Genomic DNA, 19,417 nt, shown 5'->3' with positions numbered 1-19,417 from the left:
GCCGGAGAAACGACCATGCCCGAGTACAAAGCTCCCCTGCGCGACATGCGCTTTTTGATCGATCACGTCTTCGACTTTCACACCGGCTACGCCGCCCTGGGGGCCAGCGATGCCAGCCCGGACATGGTGGCCGCGATCCTCGAAGAAGGGGCGAAGTTCTGTGAAAACGTGCTGGCGCCGTTGAACCGCTCCGGCGATGAAGAGGGCTGCCATTTCGACAATGGCGTGGTCACCACGCCCAAAGGCTTCAAGCAGGCTTTCGCCCAGTATGTAGAAGGCGGCTGGCACGGCCTGGCGGCGGACCCGAACTACGGAGGCCAGGGCCTACCGCATTCGCTGGGGCTGGTGATCAGCGAGATGGTCGGCTCCAGCAATACCTCCTGGGGCATGTACCCGGGCCTGACCCACGGCGCCATGTCGGCGATTCACGCCCATGGCAGCGAAGAGCAGAAGCAGACCTACCTGAGCAAGCTCACCGCCGGCCAATGGACCGGCACCATGTGCCTGACCGAAGCCCATTGCGGCACCGACCTGGGCATCATCAAGACCCGCGCCGTGCCCCAGGCCGACGGCAGCTATGCGGTCTCCGGCAGCAAGATCTTCATCTCGGCCGGCGAGCACGACATGAGTGAAAACATCATCCACCTGGTGCTGGCCAAGCTGCCGGATGCGCCGGCGGGCACCAAGGGTATTTCGTTGTTCATCGTACCCAAGTTCCTGCCCAATGCCGATGGCGAGGCGGGTGAGCGCAATGGGGTGAGCTGCGGCTCCATCGAACACAAGATGGGCATCAAGGCTTCGGCCACCTGCGTGCTCAACTTCGATGGCGCGAAGGGATTCCTGATCGGTGAGGCCAACAAGGGCCTGAATTGCATGTTCACCATGATGAACCACGCGCGCCTCGGTACCGGGATGCAGGGCCTGTGCCTGGGTGAGGCCAGCTTCCAGGGCGCAATCAAATACGCTAACGACCGCCTGCAGATGCGCTCCCTGACCGGGCCGAAGGCGCCGGACAAAGCTGCCGATCCAATCATTGTCCACCCCGATGTGCGACGCATGCTTCTGACCATGAAGGCCTTCAACGAAGGTAATCGCGCCCTGGCCTATTTCACCGCGCAGTTGCTGGATGTGGCGCACCTCGCTGCCGATGAAACCCAGCGCCAGGATGCCGAGAACCTGTTGGCTTTCCTGACACCGATCTGCAAGGCCTTCATGACTGAAACCGGGCTGGAGGTGACCAACCACGGCATGCAGGTGTTTGGCGGGCATGGCTTCATTCGCGAATGGGGCATGGAGCAACTGGTGCGCGACTGCCGCATCGCCCCGATCTATGAAGGCACCAACGGCATCCAGGCTCTGGACCTGCTGGGACGCAAGGTGCTCGGCAGCCAGGGCAAGTTGCTGACGGGCTTCACCAAGATCGTCCACAAATTCTGCGTGGCCAATGACGAGCATCCACAACTCAAGGGTTATGTGACGCAACTCGACGGGCTCAACCGGCAGTGGGGCGCGCTGACCACCAAGGTCGGGATGGCGGCGATGAAGAACCCCGACGAAGTCGGCGCTGCGGCACTGGATTACCTGATGTACAGCGGTTACATCATCCTAGCCTACCTGTGGCTGCGCATGGCGCTGGTGGCCCAGGCCCGGCTCGATGCCGGTGAAGAGGATGCCGATTATTGCCAGGCCAAGCTGGCGACCTGCGAGTTCTACTTCAAGCGCTTGCTGCCGCGTACCGCGGCCCATCTGGCGGCGATCGAGGCGGGCAGTGACTGCCTGATGAAGTTGCCGGCGGAGCTGTTTGCGCTCTAGGTTTCCATGTAATCGTCCATTGCGGGCAAGCCTGCTCCTGCAGATATTTGCAGGAGTGAGTTTGCTCGCGATCTTTGGTGACTAAAAATTACATTAAAGTCATGAGTTGACCCTATGTGTTGCAAAAGTTGTTCGGGTACACTCGAGCTTTCGTAACTGGGGCCGTTCGGGTCCACTTGTTTAGATCTTGCGAGGTTTGCCATGGCTGACTACAAAGCGCCCCTGCGCGATATGCGCTTCGTCCTCAATGAAGTTTTCGAGGTCGCCAAACTCTGGGCCGAACTGCCTGCTCTGGCCGACACCGTCGACGCTGAAACCGTCGAAGCGATTCTTGAGGAAGCCGGCAAAGTCACCGGCAAAAGTATCGCCCCGCTGAGCCGCGGCGCCGACGAAGAGGGCTGTCACTGGAGCGACGGCGCGGTGACCACGCCAGCAGGTTTTCCACAGGCCTATCAGACTTACGCCGAAGGCGGCTGGGTCGGCGTCGGCGGTGATCCGGCCTACGGCGGCATGGGCATGCCCAAGGCGGTATCGGCCCAGGTCGAGGAAATGGTCAACTCGGCCAGCCTGTCGTTTGGTCTGTACCCGATGCTAACCGCGGGCGCCTGCCTGTCGATCAATGCCCACGCCAGCGAAGAATTGAAGGCGGCCTACCTGCCGAACATGTATGCAGGCGTCTGGGCCGGTTCCATGTGCCTCACCGAGCCGCATGCCGGCACCGACCTGGGCATCATTCGCACCAAGGCCGAGCCGCAGGCCGACGGCTCCTACAAGGTCAGCGGCACCAAGATCTTCATTACCGGCGGTGAGCACGACCTGACCGAGAACATCATCCACCTGGTGCTGGCCAAGCTACCGGACGCACCGGCGGGGCCGAAGGGCATTTCGTTGTTCCTGGTGCCGAAGTTCCTGGTCAACGCCGACGGCAGCCTGGGGGCGCGCAACCCGGCTAACTGTGGTTCGATCGAACACAAGATGGGCATCCAGGCCTCGGCCACCTGTGTGATGAACTTCGACGAAGCCGTCGGTTATATCGTCGGCGAGCCGAACAAGGGCCTGGCGGCAATGTTCACCATGATGAACTACGAGCGTCTGGGCGTTGGTATCCAAGGCCTGGCCTCGGGCGAGCGTTCCTACCAGAACGCCGTGGAATACGCCCGCGATCGCCTGCAAAGCCGTTCGCCGACCGGCCCGCAAGCCAAGGACAAGGTCGCTGACCCGATCATCGTGCACCCTGACGTGCGCCGTATGTTGCTGACTATGAAAGCCGCGAACGAAGGCGGCCGCGCGTTTTCCACCTATGTGGCGATGCAGCTGGATACCGCCAAGTTCAGCGAAGACGCGGTGGTGCGTAAGCGCGCGGAAGATCTGGTGGCCCTGCTGACGCCGGTGGCCAAGGCCTTCCTCACCGACCTGGGGTTGGAAACCACGATTCACGGCCAGCAGGTTTTCGGCGGCCACGGCTACATCCGTGAATGGGGCCAGGAGCAGCTGGTGCGCGATGTGCGCATTACCCAGATCTATGAAGGCACCAACGGCATCCAGGCGCTGGACCTGGTCGGGCGCAAGATCGTCGGCAGTGGCGGGGCGTTCTACAAGCTGTTCGCTGACGAGATTCGCCATTTCACCGCGACCGCCAGCGCCGATCTGGCCGAGTTCACCAAGCCGATGAACGACGCACTGGATAACCTGGACGAACTGACGGCCTGGCTGTTGGATCGGGCCAAGACCAATCCGAACGAAATCGGCGCGGCCTCGGTTGAATACCTGCAAGCATTCGGATACACGGCGTACGCCTACATGTGGGCGTTGATGGCAAAAGCCGCCCTGGGCAAGGAGTCGCAAGACGATTTCTACGCCAGCAAGCTGGGTACCGCGCGCTTCTACTTCGCCCGTCTGCTGCCGCGTATCCACTCGCTGAGCGCATCGGTGAAGGCGGGTAGTGAATCACTGTTCCTGCTGGATGCGGCGCAGTTCTGAGCATGGGCACGTCATGTAAGCATTCTCTTACATGACGTGCTGCTAATCACCCATATCGGCAGATTGGATCCAGAGCTAATCTACTTCACATGGACGTCGCGCAGGAAGCGCAAAGCAATAACACGGACACGTAGGATTCCGCCAGGATGGTGGAGTGAAAAGGATGTCAGGGAAACAGTCTGCAAAGCCCCGCTTCGGCGGGGTTTTCTTTTGTCCACGTTTTTACCTGCGCTGCTTCAACCCAGCCCTTCCAGCGTCGCCGGGCCTGTCATCCGCCCATCCGGGCCGCTCATCTCTTCTTCCAGCAAGGTTCGCAGCAATTCCAGGGTTGCCTGCTGACGCTGCACATCACGACATACCAGCCCCACTTTCAACGGCACCCTTGGTTCGCTCAGCGGTTTCCATAATAGGTCCGTATGGCTGTGGGTCTGCCGCGAACGCCCCGGCAAGACCGTCGCCAGGCGGGTGTTGGGCAAGCTGTCGAGAATCCCCGCCATATTGTTCAGCTCCGCCTGCACTTGCGGCCGGCGTCCGAGGTTGGCCAGTTGCGCCTGCCAGATCTGGCGTATCTGGAACTCCTCGCCCAGCAACAGCATGGGCAGCTCTGCGGCCTGGCTCATGGAGACCTTCTTGAATTCGCGCAGGGGATGTTCGGCAGGAATCACCAGGGTCAACTCGTCTTCGTAGAGCTGTACACCGTGCAACCCTGGCTGGCGCGGCGGCAGATAACTGATGCCGATATCCAATGAGCCATTGAGCAGGCGCCGTTCGATTTCCAGGCCGGTCAGTTCGTAGATCTGCACCACCAGATGTGGCTGGGCCTTGCGCACCCGCTCAAGCATTTGCGGCACCAGGCTGCTGTGCACGGTTTGCAGTACGCCGATCGCCAGCGTACGCAGGGCTTGGCCCTTGAAGTTGCCCAGGGCTTCACGAGCCCGTTGCATGCCGTCGAGCAAGGGCAGGGCATGGTTGTACAGGGTATGGGCCGCCAGGGTCGGCAACAGGCGCTTGCTGCTGCGCTCGAACAGGCTGACATCGAGGTTCTGTTCCAGCTGACGGATCTGTTGCGAGAGCGCGGGTTGGGAGATCGACAGGCGCTCGGCGGCTCGTCCCACGTGACCTTCTTCATACACCGCGACGAAATAACGCAGTTGTTTAAAATCCATAAGTTCTGCTTATCGAAAAAGCTGGAAAATCGAAATGGCCCGATAGGTCGCAGAAGCCTAGTCTAACCCCTATTCACAGGGCTTACAGGGCCAGAAGGCGAGATGAATACCGTTTACGTGGATGGTGTTTACATAGGCAAGGCAAAAAACCTCGGACAGGGTTTGGTCAGTGATACGGACAAACGCCCGGTTGCAAACCGACTCTGGTTATGGCCGCAGGGCCTGGGCAGCGACGAACACGGCGACCCGCGCTTTCATACCGGCCCGGAGCGGGCGCTGCACCATTACCCCGCCGAACACTACAGCTACTGGCGCAAGCGTTATCCACAGATCGACTGGCGTGCCCCGGCCTTTGGCGAAAACCTGTCTACCCACGGCCTGACCGAGGAACAGGTCTGCCTCGGCGATATGTTCCGCTGGGGCGGCGCGCTGTTGCAGGTCAGCCAGCCGCGTTCGCCCTGTTATCGCCTGAGCCACCGCTGGGGTGTCCCCGACCTGCCGCAACAGGCGCAAAACAATGGTCGCTGCGGCTGGTTCTACCGGGTGCTCAAACCCGGCTTCGTCAGTGCCGATCAGCCCTTCGAGCTGATCCAGCGCAGTTACCCGGGGTTGACCGTGGCCTGGGCCTTGCGCTGTTTTTATCGAGAACCTCTGGAGCATGCGGGCTTGAAGAAACTGGTGGACTGTCCGGCACTGGCGTCGCGTTGGCGCGACATCGCGATCAAGCGCATGCGCACCGGCCTGATCGAGGATTGGTCCGCGCGCCTGCTGGGCCTGCCGCTGGAGGGGTTGAGCGCATGAACCTGTTCAGCCTGCGCCGCCCTCAGCCGAGCCTTGATGATCTGGCGGCCGAGCCCTGCCCGTCGCCGATGAGCGACAACCTTTCCAGTGAGTGCCTGATGCCCAGCGTCCAGCGACCCCACCCAGTGTTTGTACGTGGCCAGGGCTCATGGCTGTGGGACAGCGATGACCGCGCCTATCTCGACTTCGTCCAGGGCAACGCCGCCAACAGCCTTGGCCATAGCCCGTCGGCGCTGGTCAAGGCACTGACGGCCCAAGCCCAGTCACTGATCAACCCCGGCTCGGGCTTTTACAACCGCGGCATGCTCAACCTCAGCGAGCGCTTGTGTCGCAGCACCGGCAGCGACCAGGCCTATTTGCTGAGCAGTGGCAGCGAAGCCTGCGAGGCGGCGATCAAGCTGGCCCGCAAATGGGGCCAGCTGCACCGCGGTGGGGCCGCGAAGATCATCACTGCCAGCGGCAGCTGTCATGGTCGCAGCTTCGCGGCAATGTCGGCGTCGGCAAGCACCCATATCGCCAATCGCTTCGAGCCACAGCTGTCGGGTTTCAGCCATGTTCCCTTCAACGACCTGCCGGCGTTGCATGCCGCAGTGGACGCGCAGACCGTGGCGATCATGCTCGAGCCGATCCAGGGCGAGGCCGGGGTGATTCCGGCGACCGAGCATTACCTCAAGGGGGTCGAGCGCCTGTGCCGCGAGCTGGGCATCCTGCTGATCCTGGATGAAGTGCAGACCGGCATCGGCCGTTGCGGCACCTTGCTGGCCGAACAAGTCTATGGCGTGCGCGCCAACATCGTGGCCCTGGGCAAAGGTCTCGGTGGTGGCGTGCCCTTGGCGGCTTTGCTGGCGCGTGGCAAGGCCTGTTGCTTCGAGGTGGGTGAGCTGAACGGCACCCATCATGGCAATGCGCTGATGACCGCCGCGGGCCTGGCGGTGCTCGATAGCGTACTGGACAACAGCTTTCTCGAGCATGTGCGGGACAACGGCCAGTACTTGCGCGAAGGGCTGGCCCGCCTGGCGAATCGTTATGCCCAGGGAGAACTGCGTGGGCAGGGATTGTTCTGGGGGCTGAGCCTGGCCGACGACTCGGCCGAGGCCGTGGTCAACGCGGCCCGCTACGAAGGTCTGTTGCTGGCCGCAACCCAACCGGACTGCCTGCGCTTTACCCCGGCGTTGACGGTGAGCAAGGCCAACATCGATGAAATGCTGCTGCGTCTGGCTCGGGCCTTTTCGCGAGTACGCACCGCGCAGTTGCAATGCCGCAAGGGGCTGGTGGTTTGAAGCCTGGCCTGGTCCCGCCACTCCCGATCTTGCAGATATTTCCGAACCGTCTCGCGGTATAACGCATCGCCCCGTGTCCGATCTTTCGCACGGGGCGTTTTTTTGTCTCGGGCTTTTGCAAAACCGCCATCAGGCCTTGAAGGCCATCATCCAGGCAAGGTTCCTTAGGCTCATCCACCAGGACGGTGGGGGGCTGCTGGGGCGCAAGACCACCGGGCAGCCTGGGTTGAATACGTGTACCACTGAGTGGTATGTTTTTGGGAAGGGAAGCCATGACAATCAGGTTGTTCAAAACCAAAGGTTTTGCTGTTGCGGCTAAAAAAGCCTTGATCCATGACGACCAGTTGCTGGCCGCATTCAGCGAGTTATGCAAAGGCCAGGCTGATGACCTGGGTGGCGGGGTCTGGAAAAAACGCCTGAACGCCAACCGCCATCGTTCGATCGTCCTGGCCAGGGGGCGGCGCTACTGGGTGTTCCAATTCCTGTTCGCCAAGCAGGACCAGAGCAATATCAGCCACCAGGAACTGCAGGCATTCCGCGCGCTGGCCAAGGCCTACGAAGGGCTGGATGGCTGGCAGGTCCAGCAGCTACTCGAGATGAAAGCGTTTGTGGAGATCAGACATGAGCAAGCCATTCAAGACTGAAGCCCTTGAATCGATACACGAGTCGGCCAGTGCCCTGCACGCCATCGGCGCCATCGGCAAAACCACCATGCGCCAGTTCGATGAGGCGTGTATTGCGCCAGTACCGGCGAGTATTCCCGCGGAGCAGATCAAGCTGCTGCGCGAGCGTAGTAACGTCAGCCAGCCGGTCTTTGCCCGCTACCTGAACACCAGCGCGTCCACGGTGAAACAGTGGGAGTCTGGCGAGAAGCACCCGAGCGGCATGGCGTTGAAACTGCTGAGCATCGTGCAGAAGCACGGCCTTGAAATACTGGCGTGAGCCGGCACTGAGACACCGGCCAGCCTGGGGATCTGGCCCTTGGCCAGAATCGATTGAACCCTGCCGAACGCCATGGGTCGATTAGCGGTGAGGCTCGTACGAGTCAATTGCTATCAGGAGCTGCCCCATGGACTTTATCCGCATCATCATCGCCATTCTGTTACCGCCATTGGGCGTGTTTCTGCAAGTGGGGTTCGGCGGCGCGTTCTGGCTGAATATCCTGCTGACCCTGTGCGGCTACATCCCGGGCATCGTGCATGCGGTGTACATCATCGCCAAGCGCTGAGCCTGGCGCCCGCTCCGCAGAGGAGCGGGCTGGTTCCCCTTGGACGCCGATTATTCCGGTGCGTCCGTCTGTTCCATTACCTGCCGATAAAACAGCCATTCCTGTTCCAGGGCGTGCGCCTGATTGGCGGCCTTGCGAAAACCGTGGCGCTCGTCCGGGTAATAGTGCGCTTGGGCCGTAATGCCGTTGTCCTGTAACGCCTTGAGCATGTCCCGGGTCTGCTGGGGCACTACCACGGCGTCGAGTTCACCCTGGAAGAAAACCACCGGTACGCGGATATTGCCGGCATGCAGCAGTGGGGTGCGGGCCTTGTAGCGTTCGGCATCCTGTTCGGGGTCGCCGATCAGCCAGTCCAGATAGTCGCCTTCGAACTTGTGGGTGTCTCGCGCCAGGGCCACGGGGTCGCTGACGCCATACAGGCTGGCGCCGGCACGGAACACATCGGCGAAGGCCAGGGCGCAAAGGGTGGTGTAGCCGCCGGCACTGCCACCGCGGATGAACGCCCGGTCGCCATCGATCAGGCCTTGTCGGGCCAGATACGCGACCACTGCGCAGGCGTCCTCCACATCCACTTCGCCCCAGCTCAGGTGCAGGGCTTGCCGGTACTCGCGGCCATAGCCGGTGCTGCCGCGATAGTTCAGGTCGGCCACGGCGAACCCCCGTTGCGCCCAGTACTGGATACGCGGGTCGAGTATCGGATAACAGGCTGAGGTGGGGCCGCCGTGGATGAACACCACCAGCGGCGGCCGGTCGTCATCGCTCATGGCCGGGTAGAAAAAGCCGTGGGCCTCGCCCTGGCCGCTGGGGTAACGCAGGGTTTGCGGGCGGCTGATCTGCTCGGGCAGCAGAGGCGCCACGCCGCCAGCCAGGACCTTGACCTGCTGTGATTGGCGGTCAATGGCGATCACCGCGGACGGACTCACAGGCGACGCCGCGATGCAGTAGATAAACTGTTCATCCAGCGCCAGGTTGCGGAAGCGGCTGTAGTCGCCGCTGAAGTCCTGTTGCTCACCCTCGGCCAGGCGCAGCCCCAAGCGGCCAAAACCGGCTTGCGTCCAGGTACCCAGCCAGTTGTCGCCGCCCAGCGGCAGCCAGGTGCAGCAGCCCAATTGCCAGGGCGCCGGGGCGTGATCGGCGGCGGCGCAGGGCAGCGCTTGCAGGCCGTTGGGCGTTTCACCCCAGGGTTGCCAGAAGCCGGCGCGGTCGGTCAGGCAGTACAGCCGCCCGGCTTCATCGAAACGTGGTTGTTGCAGCGACTCTTCCTCGTCATCGCCGGCCAGGCACCGAGGGTCATCCCAGCGGTCGTTGGCCAGGCGCTCGGCGACCATCAGGCGGGTCGAGGTCCAGGGCTGATGCGGCCGATCCCATTCGATCCATGCCAGGCGCTGGCCGTCCGGGCTCAAGGTGGGCGCCGCGTAGAAGTCCGCTCCTTCGGCCAGCAGCTGGCGTTTTCCGCTACCGGAGTCGATGGCCACCAGGCAATGCCGGTTGTTGTGCTCTTCCACCGCCAGCACCTGGCCGGCGGCGAACTGCAGGTCGCCATAACGGCACTCGCCGCTGGTCAGGGCTACCGGCGCTTCGCCTTGCAGGGACTGTCGGTAGAGCTGCTGATCAGCCTCGTTGACGAACACCAGCCCGTCATCGCTCAGGCAAAAGGCGCCGCCGCCGTATTCATAAACCCGGCTGCGCACGCTGAAACCTTGCGGCGTCAGGCAGCGGGCCTGGTTGTCGCGCCAGTGCCAGATCCGGCAGGCGGCGTCTTCGGGGAGGTATTCGTTCCAGAACAGGCCGTTTGCACCGAGTCGTAGCTCGGCGAAATCGATGCCGGCGGCGACGGCTTTGGCGGCGCTGAAGGATTCAGCCCTTGGCGATGAGGCGCGAGTTTCGTTCATTACGGAAGGCCAGTTGTTCGATGGTCTGAGTAGCGTGCTCGGCTTCTTCGCGGGCCTTGAGGATCACGCCGTGATGGTGCGACTTGCTGCAGACCGGGTCGGCGTTGCTGGCGTCGCCGGTGAGCATGAAGGCCTGGCAGCGGCAGCCACCGAAGTCCTTTTCCTTTTCATCGCAGGAGCGGCATGGCTCGGGCATCCAGTCATAACCACGGAAGCGGTTGAAGCCGAAGGAGTCATACCAGATGTGCTGCATGCTGTGGTCGCGCACATTGGGGAACTGCACGGGCAGCTGCCGGGCGCCGTGGCAGGGCAGGGCGGTGCCGTCCGGCGTGACCGTGAGGAAGATGCTGCCCCAGCCGTTCATGCAGGCTTTCGGGCGTTCCTCGTAGTAATCCGGGGTGACGAAAATCAGTTTGCACGGATGCCCTTCGGCTTCCAGCCTGGCGCGGTATTCGTTGGTGATGCGTTCAGCGCGTACCAGTTGTTCCTTGGTCGGCAGCAGGCCGACGCGGTTGAGCTGGGCCCAGCCGTAGAACTGGCAGGTGGCGAGCTCGACAAAGTCGGCTTCCAGGGCGATGCACAGTTCGATGATGCGGTCGATCCGATCAATGTTGTGGCGATGGGTGACGAAGTTCAGCACCATCGGGTAGCCGTGGGCTTTCACCGCCCGGGCCATTTCCAGCTTCTGGGCGAAGGCTTTCTTCGAGCCGGCCAGCAGGTTGTTCACCTGTTCGTCGCTGGCCTGGAAACTGATCTGGATATGGTCGAGCCCGGCCTTCTTGAAGTCGCTGATCTTCTGCTCGGTCAGGCCGATGCCGGAGGTGATCAGGTTGGTGTAGAAGCCCAGCTTGCGCGCCTCGCCGATCAGCTCGGCGAGGTCCTGGCGCACCAGTGGTTCGCCACCGGAAAAGCCCAGCTGCGCGGCGCCCATCTCCCGGGCTTCGCGAAACACCTTGAGCCACTGCTCGGTGCTCAGCTCCTTGCCCAGCTTGGCGAAATCCAGCGGGTTGGAGCAGTACGGGCATTGCAGCGGGCAGCGGTAGGTCAGCTCGGCCAGCAGCCACAGCGGCAGGCCGACTTCCGGTTTGGGCGGTATCGGCGCTGGCGAATCAGCCAAGTTCGATCCAGTGCTGTGCACGGGCGACCTCCATGAATTGCTCGATGTCGTCACCGAGTTTGGGCACGTCGGGGAACTGGACTTGCAGTGCCTGGATGATCGCCGCGACATCCCGTTCGCCGTCGATCAACCCGCCGATCAGCGCGGCGCTCTCGTTGAGTTTGATCATGCCTTCAGGGTAGAGCAGTACATGGCCCTTCTGCGCCGGTTCGTACTGGAAGCGGTAGCCGGGGCGCCAGGTCGGGGTCTTGCTGCGATCGAAGCTCATAGGGTGATTCCTTTATGCCAGACCCGTTCTGTGGTGACGCTGTGATACGGCGGGCGATTGAGTTCATAGGCCATGCTCATGGCGTCGAGCATGCTCCAAAGGATGTCCAGTTTGAACTGGAGAATTTCCAGCATGCGCTCCTGGCCGGCGCGGGTGGTGTAGTGCTGCAGGGTGATCGCCAGCCCGTGCTCGACATCGCGCCGCGCCTGACCCAGGCGGGTGCGGAAGTATTCATAGCCGGCCGGGTCGATCCATGGGTAATGCTGGGGCCAGCTGTCGAGACGCGACTGGTGGATCTGCGGCGCGAACAGCTCGGTCAGCGAGCTGCTGGCGGCCTCCTGCCAGCTGGCGCGGCGGGCGAAGTTGACATAGGCGTCGACGGCGAAACGCACGCCCGGCAGCACCAGCTCTTGCGAGCGCAACTGGTCCGGGTCGAGACCGACCGCTTGCCCCAGGCGCAACCAGGCCTCGATGCCACCGTCTTCGCCGGGGGCGCCGTCGTGGTCCAGTAGGCGCTGAATCCACTCGCGACGAATTTCCCGATCCGGGCAGTTGGCGAGAATCGCCGCGTCCTTGAGCGGGATGTTCACCTGGTAGTAGAAGCGGTTGGCAACCCAGCCCTGGATCTGCTCCCGGGTCGCCCGGCCCTGGTACATCGCCACATGGTACGGATGGTGGATGTGGTAATAGGCGCCCTTGGCCCGCAGGGCCTGCTCGAATTCGGCGGGGGACATTGCTGTGTCAGTCATTGCGGTTCTCCGCAGGGAGGTCCTGGGTCTGTGGTGTCTATTCTGGACTTATCGCGAGCAAGCTCGCTCCTACAGGACAGCGCAATCTTTTGTAGGAGCGAGCTTGCTCGCGATAGACCGCGAAGCGGTCCCGGCAATTACAGCTCGATACTCATGCCGTCGTAAGCCACTTCAACGTTACGCCGCGCCAGCTCCGCGCGTTCGGCGGAATCCTCGTCGAGGATCGGGTTGGTGTTGTTGATGTGGATAAGAATCTTGCGCCGCTCTGGCAACTGCTCCAGCACTTCCAGCATGCCGCCAGGGCCGTTCTGCGCCAGGTGGCCCATTTCCCGCCCGGTCCGGGTGCCGACGCCGCGTCGCTGCATTTCGTCGTCTTCCCACAGGGTGCCGTCCACCAGCAGGCAGTCGCTGCCGCTCATGATTTCCAGCAGCGCCGCGTCGACCTTGCCCAGCCCCGGGGCGTAGAACAGCTTGCCGCCGGTGCGCAGGTCTTCGACGATCAGGCCGATGTTATCGCCCGGGTGCGGATCGAAGCGATGGGGCGAATAGGGTGGCGCGGCGCTGCGCAGCGGCAGCGGGCTGAAGCGCAGGTTCGGGCAGGCCGGGATGGTGAAGCTCCGGTCGAGCTCGATGCGGTTCCAGTCCAGCCCGCCGTTCCAGTGGGTGAGCATGGTGAACAGCGGGAAACCGCTGCTGAGGTCTTCGTGGACCATGTCGGTGCACCAGACCTGATGCGGGCAGCCTTCGCGCAGGCTGAGCAGGCCGGTGGTGTGATCGATCTGGCTGTCCATCAGGATGATTGCGCTGATCCCGGTGTCGCGCAGGGCGCGGCCCGGTTGCATCGGGGCGAAGCCCTGGAGCTGGGCGCGGATGTCCGGCGAGGCGTTGCACAGGACCCAGTTCACGCCGTCATCGGAAATGGCGATCGACGATTGGGTGCGAGCCTTTGCCCGCAGGCTGCCGTCGCGAAAGCCCGCGCAGTTCGCGCAGTTGCAGTTCCACTGCGGAAAACCGCCACCGGCGGCGGAACCTAGAATCTGGACAAACATGGCCGCTCCATCAGGTTAAGGCTGAAAATAAAAACGCCCCGGCGAGCCGAGGCGTTGCACTGCGCGGGCAATCAACGGCTGGCGAAGTACATGGTGACTTCAAAGCCGATACGCAGGTCGGTGTAAGCCGGTTTGGACCAGGACATACAGGTGCTCCTTCAGGTGGGTGGGACGGTTGAGATCTATACATATAGTCCACCTCCAACTGGAGATGTTCAGATGCTTAGGGGGCTATCTTACTAAATTCCCCCCGGGGAATGACTGCAATTGTTGAAGAAAGCTCATTGCAGCCAGGGTAACGATCATTTTCCCGCTTGCCAGGGTTCGCCCGGGCAGGCACCGCTGGCCAGGCAGCGCCAGCCGCCTTGCGCCTGCTGCAACTGTTCGGCCGCGAGCAATAGCTGTGGTCGGGGCGCCGCCATGATTTCCTGTTGCAATTGCTCCAGGTAATCCGACGGATGGCCGGCCAGTCGGCCCTGCCAGAGCAGCTCGGCCAGTTGTGCCACGGGCAATGCACGGGCATCGAACTGGGCGGCCAGGTTAGCTTTCAAGTCGTCCAGGGAGGCGTCATCCAGTGCCTCGATCAACTCAGGCAACTGCGCCAGGAACCCCCGGATATGCTCGAGGATCTCGCTCAGTGACGCGCTGGGAGACTGCACGCCGAACAGCAGGCCAGTCTGGCCATTGATCTGTCGCACACCGCTGAACACCGCATAGCCCAGTTGCAACTCGACCCGCAGGCGCTGATAGAACGGCATCTGGCCAAGCTGCCCCAGCAGCCGCCAGGCGGCTTCCTGCTGAAGGGTGGTATCCGGTGCCGGGCAAAACAGCAGCAGGGCCTGCTCGCCGGAGCCGGTTGCGACCTCATGCCAGTGCTGCTGCGCGGCCATCGAGGGTGGCGCAGAAAGCTGGCTGTCGGCGGTGCCTGGGGCTTTGCTCAATGCTGCGCCGATCGCGCTTTGGGCATGGGCCAGGCCGATGGCCAGGCCGTCCCAGCGGGCGCCCTCCCACAGCGTTTGCCAGCCTTGTTCATCCAGTGGATGCGGCTCCTCGCTGGCGGGTATGTCCAGGCAGCGCTCGGGCAGTTCCTGGAGCAATTGGCGAATTGGCAACAGCGGCGCGGGAGCAGTTGGGGGGATTTGCCAGAACGCCGCGCCGGGTTCGCTCAGTTCCAGCAGAGCCTGCTGGAGCATGGCCGGCATTGGTTCGGGAAGCCCCTTCAGCGTCAGCAAGCACTGGTTGCCCGAAACACCGAAGGACAGCTCGACGCCCGCCTGAAGTCCGTCGTCCCGCAGGTTGCGCAGGTGGTTTTGCAAGCGGCTGCGCAGCTCCTGCGGCAACACGCTTTGCAGGCGCCAACGCAAGTACAGGGCCGCCTCGCCAGCGTCGTCGGCGATGGCTTGGCTGAAGGTCATCGCCGAGGATTCGCGACGCTGCCGCAAGCGATCCTGGGCGAATGTGCGCAAGCCGCGGTGGGCGCTGGTTTGCCCGCGAATCAGGCCTGCCCGGGCGGCTGGCGCCGAGCTGCGCAGGAACGGATTGGGCGCAGGCAGTTGCCAGCTGATGCCGCTGGCTGCCGACGGGGCTTGAAGCTGCGACAACAGGGCCTTGAGGGCCGTGACGCCGCGGTCGGACAGCTGCGGTTCCAACTGCTCGTTGTTCAGTCTTGCCAACGCCAGTGCGCTGGCGACCTGGCGTTGGCGCTGTTGCAGCAGGGCGTATTCGTCGCGCAGTGCCGGCCAGTCGTCCTGGCTGCTGAAAAAGGCCAGCCAATCGAAGAACAACTCACTCACCTGCTCCGGCTGTTGGGCGCCTTGCTCGGTCAAGTCGAACTGGATATGCAGCAGCGCCTGGCCGGCAAACTGATACAGCGGCGCGGCCTTCAACCCTTCGACCAGCTTGCGCTCCTTGAGCATGGCCAGCAGCCCGCCGGATTTGCCGCAGGCCAGCCAGATGCAGAGAAAATCCAGCGCTTCGCGGGCGGCCGTGGGCAGTTGTTCGCAGGCGAACAGCAGGTTCAGGTGGCGCCCGTCGAGCTGCTGATAATGCTGCTGTGCAGACATCAGCAAGGGCACCGGGGCTGCTTGCGGTTGCGCTTTACCGACGGCGAGGACGGCGCCAAAACCTTGGGCCAAGGCCTTCAGCTCTTCCAGCGACTGTGGGCCAGCCAGGCTCAGGGACATTTGCCCGCTGTGGTAGTGAGCCTGATAAAAGGCTTGCAACGCCTGTTGAAACGCCGGGCGCGGCACGTTGAGGCTGTAGCGATTGCCGGCGTGGAACGCCCGCAGGGGATGCTCCGTGGACAGGCCGTCGAGCAAGGCGAATTGCCGTTGCGCCGTGGCATCCCGCGACCAGGCGATGAACTCCGCATGCAGCACCTCGCGCTCGCGCAACTGGTCTTCCTGGCTCATGCGCGGGTGGGCGAGCATGTCGGCCAGGCGCTCCAGCCCGCCGGCGAAATCCGCGGGGGGCAGTTCGAAGAAGAAGTCGGTGTGACGTTCGCCGGTGCTGGCGTTCACCTGGCCGCCGTGGCGTTGCACATAGGTCATCAGGCCCTGTTGCGCGGGAAAACGCTCGGTGCCGAGAAACAGCAGGTGTTCGAGAAAGTGTGCCAGCCCGGGCCAGGCCAGCGGTACGTCGTGACTGCCAGCCGAGACCCGCAGGGCCGCCGCGCAGCGCTTCAATCGAGGGACGTGGTGCAGTGAAACTCGCAGGCCCTTGGCCAGGGTTTCCTGATGAGGCAGAGGGTGGTTCAGCGCGGGCATGAGCACTTCCAGAACAGTGAAGCGCCCATGCTAGCGGATAACCCCGGATCAGCGCTTGTTCAGGTCGTCGTAAAGCTCCGGGCGACGGTCATGGAAGTAGCGGTTGGCGGCGCGGGAATCGAGCATCAACTGACGGTCCAGCGTGCCGGTTATCAGGGCTTCATCCAGCCCGGCGAGGGCAATCCGCTGGCCGTCGGGGGCGGCGATGCTGCTCTGGCCACAGTAGTGGATCTCGTCTTCGTGGCCGCAGTAGTTGGCGTAGGCCACATAACATTGGTTTTCGAAGGCGCGCGAACGCACGGTGACATCGGCGATGAAGTCGTAAGGCAGCATGTTGGCGGTGGGCACCAGAATCAGTTCGGCCCCGGCCAGCGCCAGGCGCCTGGCGTTCTCCGGGAACTCGATGTCGTAGCAGATCAGGAAACCGAGCTTCCAGCCGTTGAGTTCCACCAGGGGGAAATCGTCTGGACCTGCGCTGAACATCGAGCGGTCGAGATCGCCGAACAGGTGGGTCTTGCGGTAGTTGCACAGGCGCTGGCCGTTGCGGTCGATCAGTTGCACGGCGTTGTAGATCTGGCCGTCGTCGGCACGTTCCGGGTAGCCATACAGAATCGCGATGCGCGCCGACTGGGCGACGTTGGCGATGTATTGCGCCGATGGGCCATCCTGGGCTTCGGCCAGGGCGCCCACCGCTTCTACGCCGATGTTGTAGCCGCTCAAGAACATCTCTGGCAGCACCAGCAGGTCGGCGCCGGAAGCTTCCACGGCGACTTTCTGCAGGCGTTGCAGGTTGCCGGCGACATCCAGCGGTTGTGGGGCACATTGATAAAGCGCTACACGCATGGTGATGACTCCTCTGTGCGCTGGATTGTCACTGTAGCCGTTGCCGCGGGCTGCTCAGCCTGCGGCAGCGGCTACAGGTTCAGTCGGCCAGGGCGATGGGGCCGATTTCGTGGAACACGTCGCCCGGTCCCGGGTTTTCGGCGTGGGTCTGCCCGCCGAAGTGCTTCATGATGCCCCAGACCGCGTTGAGCGAGGTCTGGACCGCGCCCTCGACCCAGGCCGGAGTCCAGGACACATCGTCGCCGGCGATGAAGATACCGCGCTGTTCGGCGGGCAGGTCGTCCTGCATGAAGTGCGCGTACATGCGCTGGTTATAGCGGTAGTGGCCGGGCAGTGCGCCCTTGAACGCGCCGAGGAAGTGCGGATCGGCTTCCCAGGACACAGTGATCGGATCGCCGATGATGCGTCCGGCGATGTCTACTTTCGGGTAGATCTTCTTCAGGGCGTCGAGGGCCAGCTTGACCCGTTTTTCCACCGGGTGCGGCAGCATCTTCAGGGCGTCGCTCATCCACGAATAGGACAGGCAGATGACTCCCGGCTTGTCGTCGCCGTTATCGAACAGGTAGGTGCCACGGGTCAGGCGGTCGGTGAGGGTCATGCTCATCAGGTCGCGACCGGTTTCCGGGTCTTTGTCTTTCCAGAACGGCCGGTCGACCATGACGAAGGTCTTCGACGATTGCATGTAGCGGGTGCGGTCCAGGGCCATCCACATCTTCTGCGAGAACAGCGACTCTTCGCATTCGATCTGGGTGGTCAGCAGCCAGCTCTGGCAGGTGGTCAGCACCGCCGCGTATTCGCGGGTATCGCCCCAGTTGTCGGTGACGCTGAAGCGGCCATCGGCGGCCCGGGCGATGCGTTTCACCCCGGGACGCGGTGCGCCATGGTGCAGCGAGCTGAGGCTGGTGCCTTGCGGCCAGTGGGCGCAGCGCTGCGGCACATGGCGCCAGATGCCCAGTGGCACCTGCTCGACACCACCGACCACCAGGTGTTGGTGATCGTCGCAGTTGGTCATCACCACACGGAAGATTTCCAGCATCGAATTGGGGAAATCCGAATCCCAGCCACCGGTGCCGAAACCGACCTGGCCGAACACTTCGCGGTGATGGAACGACAGCTTGGCGAAGGCCTTCGAGGTGGCGACGAAGTCATAGAAGGTGCGGTCGTCCCACAACGGCACCAGGGTGTTCCACAATTCCTTGAGGCGCGGTACGTCGCGCTCGCGGATGGCCTGCTGGATTTCGCTGAAGCGTGAACCGTCTTCCAGGGCATCGGCCCAGGCGTCGGCCACCTCCTGGAACAGCGCCGGCAGGTCGGCGAGCTTCTGCGCGTAGTGAGTCTGGCCTTCGAGGTCGATCACCGTGCTGCCGGAAGCCGGGGTCAGCGGGTTGGGAAAGGGTTTGGTCTCCAGACCCAGCTTGTCGACGTAGTGATAGAAGGCCGTGGAGGACACCGGAAAGCGCATGCCGCCCAGCTCGGCAATGATCCCTTCGGCGCCTTCGAACGCCTGGGAGCGCAGCCGGCCGCCCATTTTCGAGGCTTCGTACACCACGGGCTTGAGGCCCAGTTTCATCAGCTCATAGGCCGCCACCAGCCCAGCGATACCAGCACCGACAATCGCCACTTCGGCGCCATGGTTGGCTTCGGGAATGCTGCCCAGGCCGGCGGGGTGCTCGATCCAGTCGTCGAAGGCGAACGGGAAGTCCGGGCCGAAAATGGTGATGGGTTTCTTACCGTCTGCAGGATGGCGATTGTTCTTGTTCATGGCTGACCTTGCTGGCGACTCGAGCAGAGCGCTGAGTATAGGAAAAGATGGCAGCCATTCTAGGGAGCGTTGCTTACGTTAATAAGACGCAAAGTGTCGTCGTTTTGGATGATTTTATTTCAATCTGACGATGTTTTTTAACTAACTGACGAGAAAATCTCTGTAGCCGCTGCCGAAGGCTGCGATCGAGCGCGAAGCGCTCGCAAAACAGCGGGTTACCGTGCCTGGAAAAACCTTCAGACGGGCTGCCCACGGTCGATCTTGCTGCTGAGAATGATCGAGGTGGTGGTCTTTTCCACACCGTCGACGCTGCCGATCTGGTCGAGCAACTGGTCCAGCTGTTCCGGCGAATCGGTGCGCAGCCAGGCGACATAGTCGAATTCCCCACTGACCGCGCAGAGCTGCTGGACCTGGGCCATGGCGCTCAGGCGCCGCAGTACCTCCTTGCCGGAGCGCGGCTGTACCTTGATCCCCACGTAAGCCTGCAAGCCGCCATCGATGACCCGCTGACCCAGGCGCACGCCATAACCGGTAATCACCCGCGCCTTTTCCAGCCGCGCCAGGCGCGAGGTCACGGTGGTACGGGCGATCCCCAGCTGCCTGGCGAGCATGGCCACGCTTTCGCGGGCATTGATCTGCAAGGCCGCGATCAGTTGGCGGTCGATTTCGTCGAGGACGGGAGGGCGGCTGTCAGACAAGGTGAAC

Annotated in this window: 18 protein-coding genes; 7 read left to right on the top strand and 11 right to left on the bottom strand. The window is 62.8% G+C overall.

Features of this window, described 5'->3' with window-relative positions; translation table 11 throughout:
- Window positions 1-15: 15 nt before the first annotated feature.
- Both CRO75_RS10425 and CRO75_RS10420 read left to right on the top strand, forming a co-directional pair.
- Window positions 16-1,812, top strand: coding sequence for an acyl-CoA dehydrogenase C-terminal domain-containing protein (locus tag CRO75_RS10425; RefSeq protein ID WP_097135168.1), 1,797 nt, complete (start codon window positions 16-18; stop codon window positions 1,810-1,812).
- Between the two features lie 201 nt (window positions 1,813-2,013).
- Window positions 2,014-3,792: an acyl-CoA dehydrogenase C-terminal domain-containing protein gene (locus CRO75_RS10420; protein ID WP_097135167.1), complete on the top strand. Its 1,779-nt coding sequence runs from the start codon at window positions 2,014-2,016 to the stop codon at window positions 3,790-3,792.
- Window positions 3,793-4,028: 236 nt separating this feature from the next.
- On the opposite strand, the gene CRO75_RS10415 is transcribed toward CRO75_RS10420, so the two are convergent.
- Window positions 4,029-4,958 carry a LysR family transcriptional regulator gene (locus tag CRO75_RS10415; protein WP_009045905.1) on the bottom strand — a complete coding sequence of 310 codons (930 nt, stop codon included), beginning with the start codon at window positions 4,956-4,958 and terminating at the stop codon, window positions 4,029-4,031.
- 102 nt (window positions 4,959-5,060) lie between these two features.
- Here CRO75_RS10415 and CRO75_RS10410 point away from each other — a divergent pair, with 102 nt between their 5' ends.
- From CRO75_RS10410 to CRO75_RS10390, 5 genes are all read left to right on the top strand, one after another.
- Window positions 5,061-5,759, top strand: coding sequence for an MOSC domain-containing protein (locus CRO75_RS10410; RefSeq protein WP_097135166.1), 699 nt, complete (start codon window positions 5,061-5,063; stop codon window positions 5,757-5,759).
- Entirely contained in the window at window positions 5,756-7,039 is a 1,284-nt protein-coding gene (locus tag CRO75_RS10405; RefSeq protein WP_097135165.1) for an aminotransferase class III-fold pyridoxal phosphate-dependent enzyme, read from the top strand. Before CRO75_RS10410 ends, CRO75_RS10405 begins: the two co-directional genes overlap by 4 nt.
- Window positions 7,040-7,311: 272 nt before the next feature.
- Complete coding sequence (locus CRO75_RS10400) at window positions 7,312-7,683, top strand: type II toxin-antitoxin system RelE/ParE family toxin (protein WP_053262890.1); 372 nt, start codon at window positions 7,312-7,314, stop codon at window positions 7,681-7,683.
- Window positions 7,661-7,981 carry a DNA-binding transcriptional regulator gene (locus CRO75_RS10395; RefSeq protein WP_016704074.1) on the top strand — a complete coding sequence of 107 codons (321 nt, stop codon included), beginning with the start codon at window positions 7,661-7,663 and terminating at the stop codon, window positions 7,979-7,981. Before CRO75_RS10400 ends, CRO75_RS10395 begins: the two co-directional genes overlap by 23 nt.
- A gap of 127 nt (window positions 7,982-8,108) precedes the next feature.
- Window positions 8,109-8,267, top strand: coding sequence for a YqaE/Pmp3 family membrane protein (locus tag CRO75_RS10390; protein WP_003228885.1), 159 nt, complete (start codon window positions 8,109-8,111; stop codon window positions 8,265-8,267).
- A gap of 50 nt (window positions 8,268-8,317) precedes the next feature.
- Here the strand turns inward: CRO75_RS10390 and CRO75_RS10385 are convergent, their stop codons facing one another.
- The 10 genes from CRO75_RS10385 to CRO75_RS10340 all read right to left on the bottom strand — a co-directional run bounded on the left by CRO75_RS10385 (window position 8,318) and on the right by CRO75_RS10340 (window position 19,410).
- On the bottom strand, window positions 8,318-10,159 hold the full coding sequence (locus CRO75_RS10385; protein WP_097135164.1) for a S9 family peptidase: 1,842 nt from the start codon (window positions 10,157-10,159) through the stop codon (window positions 8,318-8,320).
- A complete protein-coding gene (gene pqqE / locus CRO75_RS10380) occupies window positions 10,125-11,297 on the bottom strand; it encodes a pyrroloquinoline quinone biosynthesis protein PqqE (protein WP_097135163.1) in 1,173 nt (390 codons plus the stop codon). The genes CRO75_RS10385 and pqqE overlap by 35 nt, the downstream gene beginning before the upstream one ends.
- Entirely contained in the window at window positions 11,269-11,544 is a 276-nt protein-coding gene (pqqD, locus tag CRO75_RS10375; RefSeq protein ID WP_097135162.1) for a pyrroloquinoline quinone biosynthesis peptide chaperone PqqD, read from the bottom strand. The genes pqqE and pqqD overlap by 29 nt, the downstream gene beginning before the upstream one ends.
- Window positions 11,541-12,293, bottom strand: coding sequence for a pyrroloquinoline-quinone synthase PqqC (gene pqqC / locus CRO75_RS10370; protein ID WP_007926092.1), 753 nt, complete (start codon window positions 12,291-12,293; stop codon window positions 11,541-11,543). Before pqqC ends, pqqD begins: the two co-directional genes overlap by 4 nt.
- 137 nt (window positions 12,294-12,430) lie before the next feature.
- Window positions 12,431-13,342, bottom strand: coding sequence for a pyrroloquinoline quinone biosynthesis protein PqqB (pqqB, locus tag CRO75_RS10365; RefSeq protein ID WP_097135161.1), 912 nt, complete (start codon window positions 13,340-13,342; stop codon window positions 12,431-12,433).
- 71 nt (window positions 13,343-13,413) lie between these two features.
- A complete protein-coding gene (gene pqqA / locus CRO75_RS10360; RefSeq protein ID WP_009045898.1) occupies window positions 13,414-13,488 on the bottom strand; it encodes a pyrroloquinoline quinone precursor peptide PqqA in 75 nt (24 codons plus the stop codon).
- A gap of 156 nt (window positions 13,489-13,644) precedes the next feature.
- Window positions 13,645-16,107: a pyrroloquinoline quinone biosynthesis protein PqqF gene (pqqF, locus tag CRO75_RS10355; protein ID WP_097135160.1), complete on the bottom strand. Its 2,463-nt coding sequence runs from the start codon at window positions 16,105-16,107 to the stop codon at window positions 13,645-13,647.
- 48 nt (window positions 16,108-16,155) lie between these two features.
- Entirely contained in the window at window positions 16,156-16,950 is a 795-nt protein-coding gene (locus CRO75_RS10350; RefSeq protein ID WP_097135159.1) for a carbon-nitrogen hydrolase family protein, read from the bottom strand.
- A 79-nt stretch (window positions 16,951-17,029) separates the two neighbouring features.
- Entirely contained in the window at window positions 17,030-18,712 is a 1,683-nt protein-coding gene (locus CRO75_RS10345; RefSeq protein ID WP_097135158.1) for an NAD(P)/FAD-dependent oxidoreductase, read from the bottom strand.
- Between the two features lie 236 nt (window positions 18,713-18,948).
- Entirely contained in the window at window positions 18,949-19,410 is a 462-nt protein-coding gene (locus tag CRO75_RS10340) for an Lrp/AsnC family transcriptional regulator (protein ID WP_007926099.1), read from the bottom strand.
- Window positions 19,411-19,417 lie beyond the last annotated feature (7 nt).

The organism is Pseudomonas sp. LAMO17WK12:I10 (assembly GCF_900215185.1).
Classification (GTDB): domain Bacteria; phylum Pseudomonadota; class Gammaproteobacteria; order Pseudomonadales; family Pseudomonadaceae; genus Aquipseudomonas; species Aquipseudomonas chlororaphis.
Note: the sequence above shows the minus strand (reverse complement) of the source record. Positions and strands in the feature narration are given on the sequence as shown.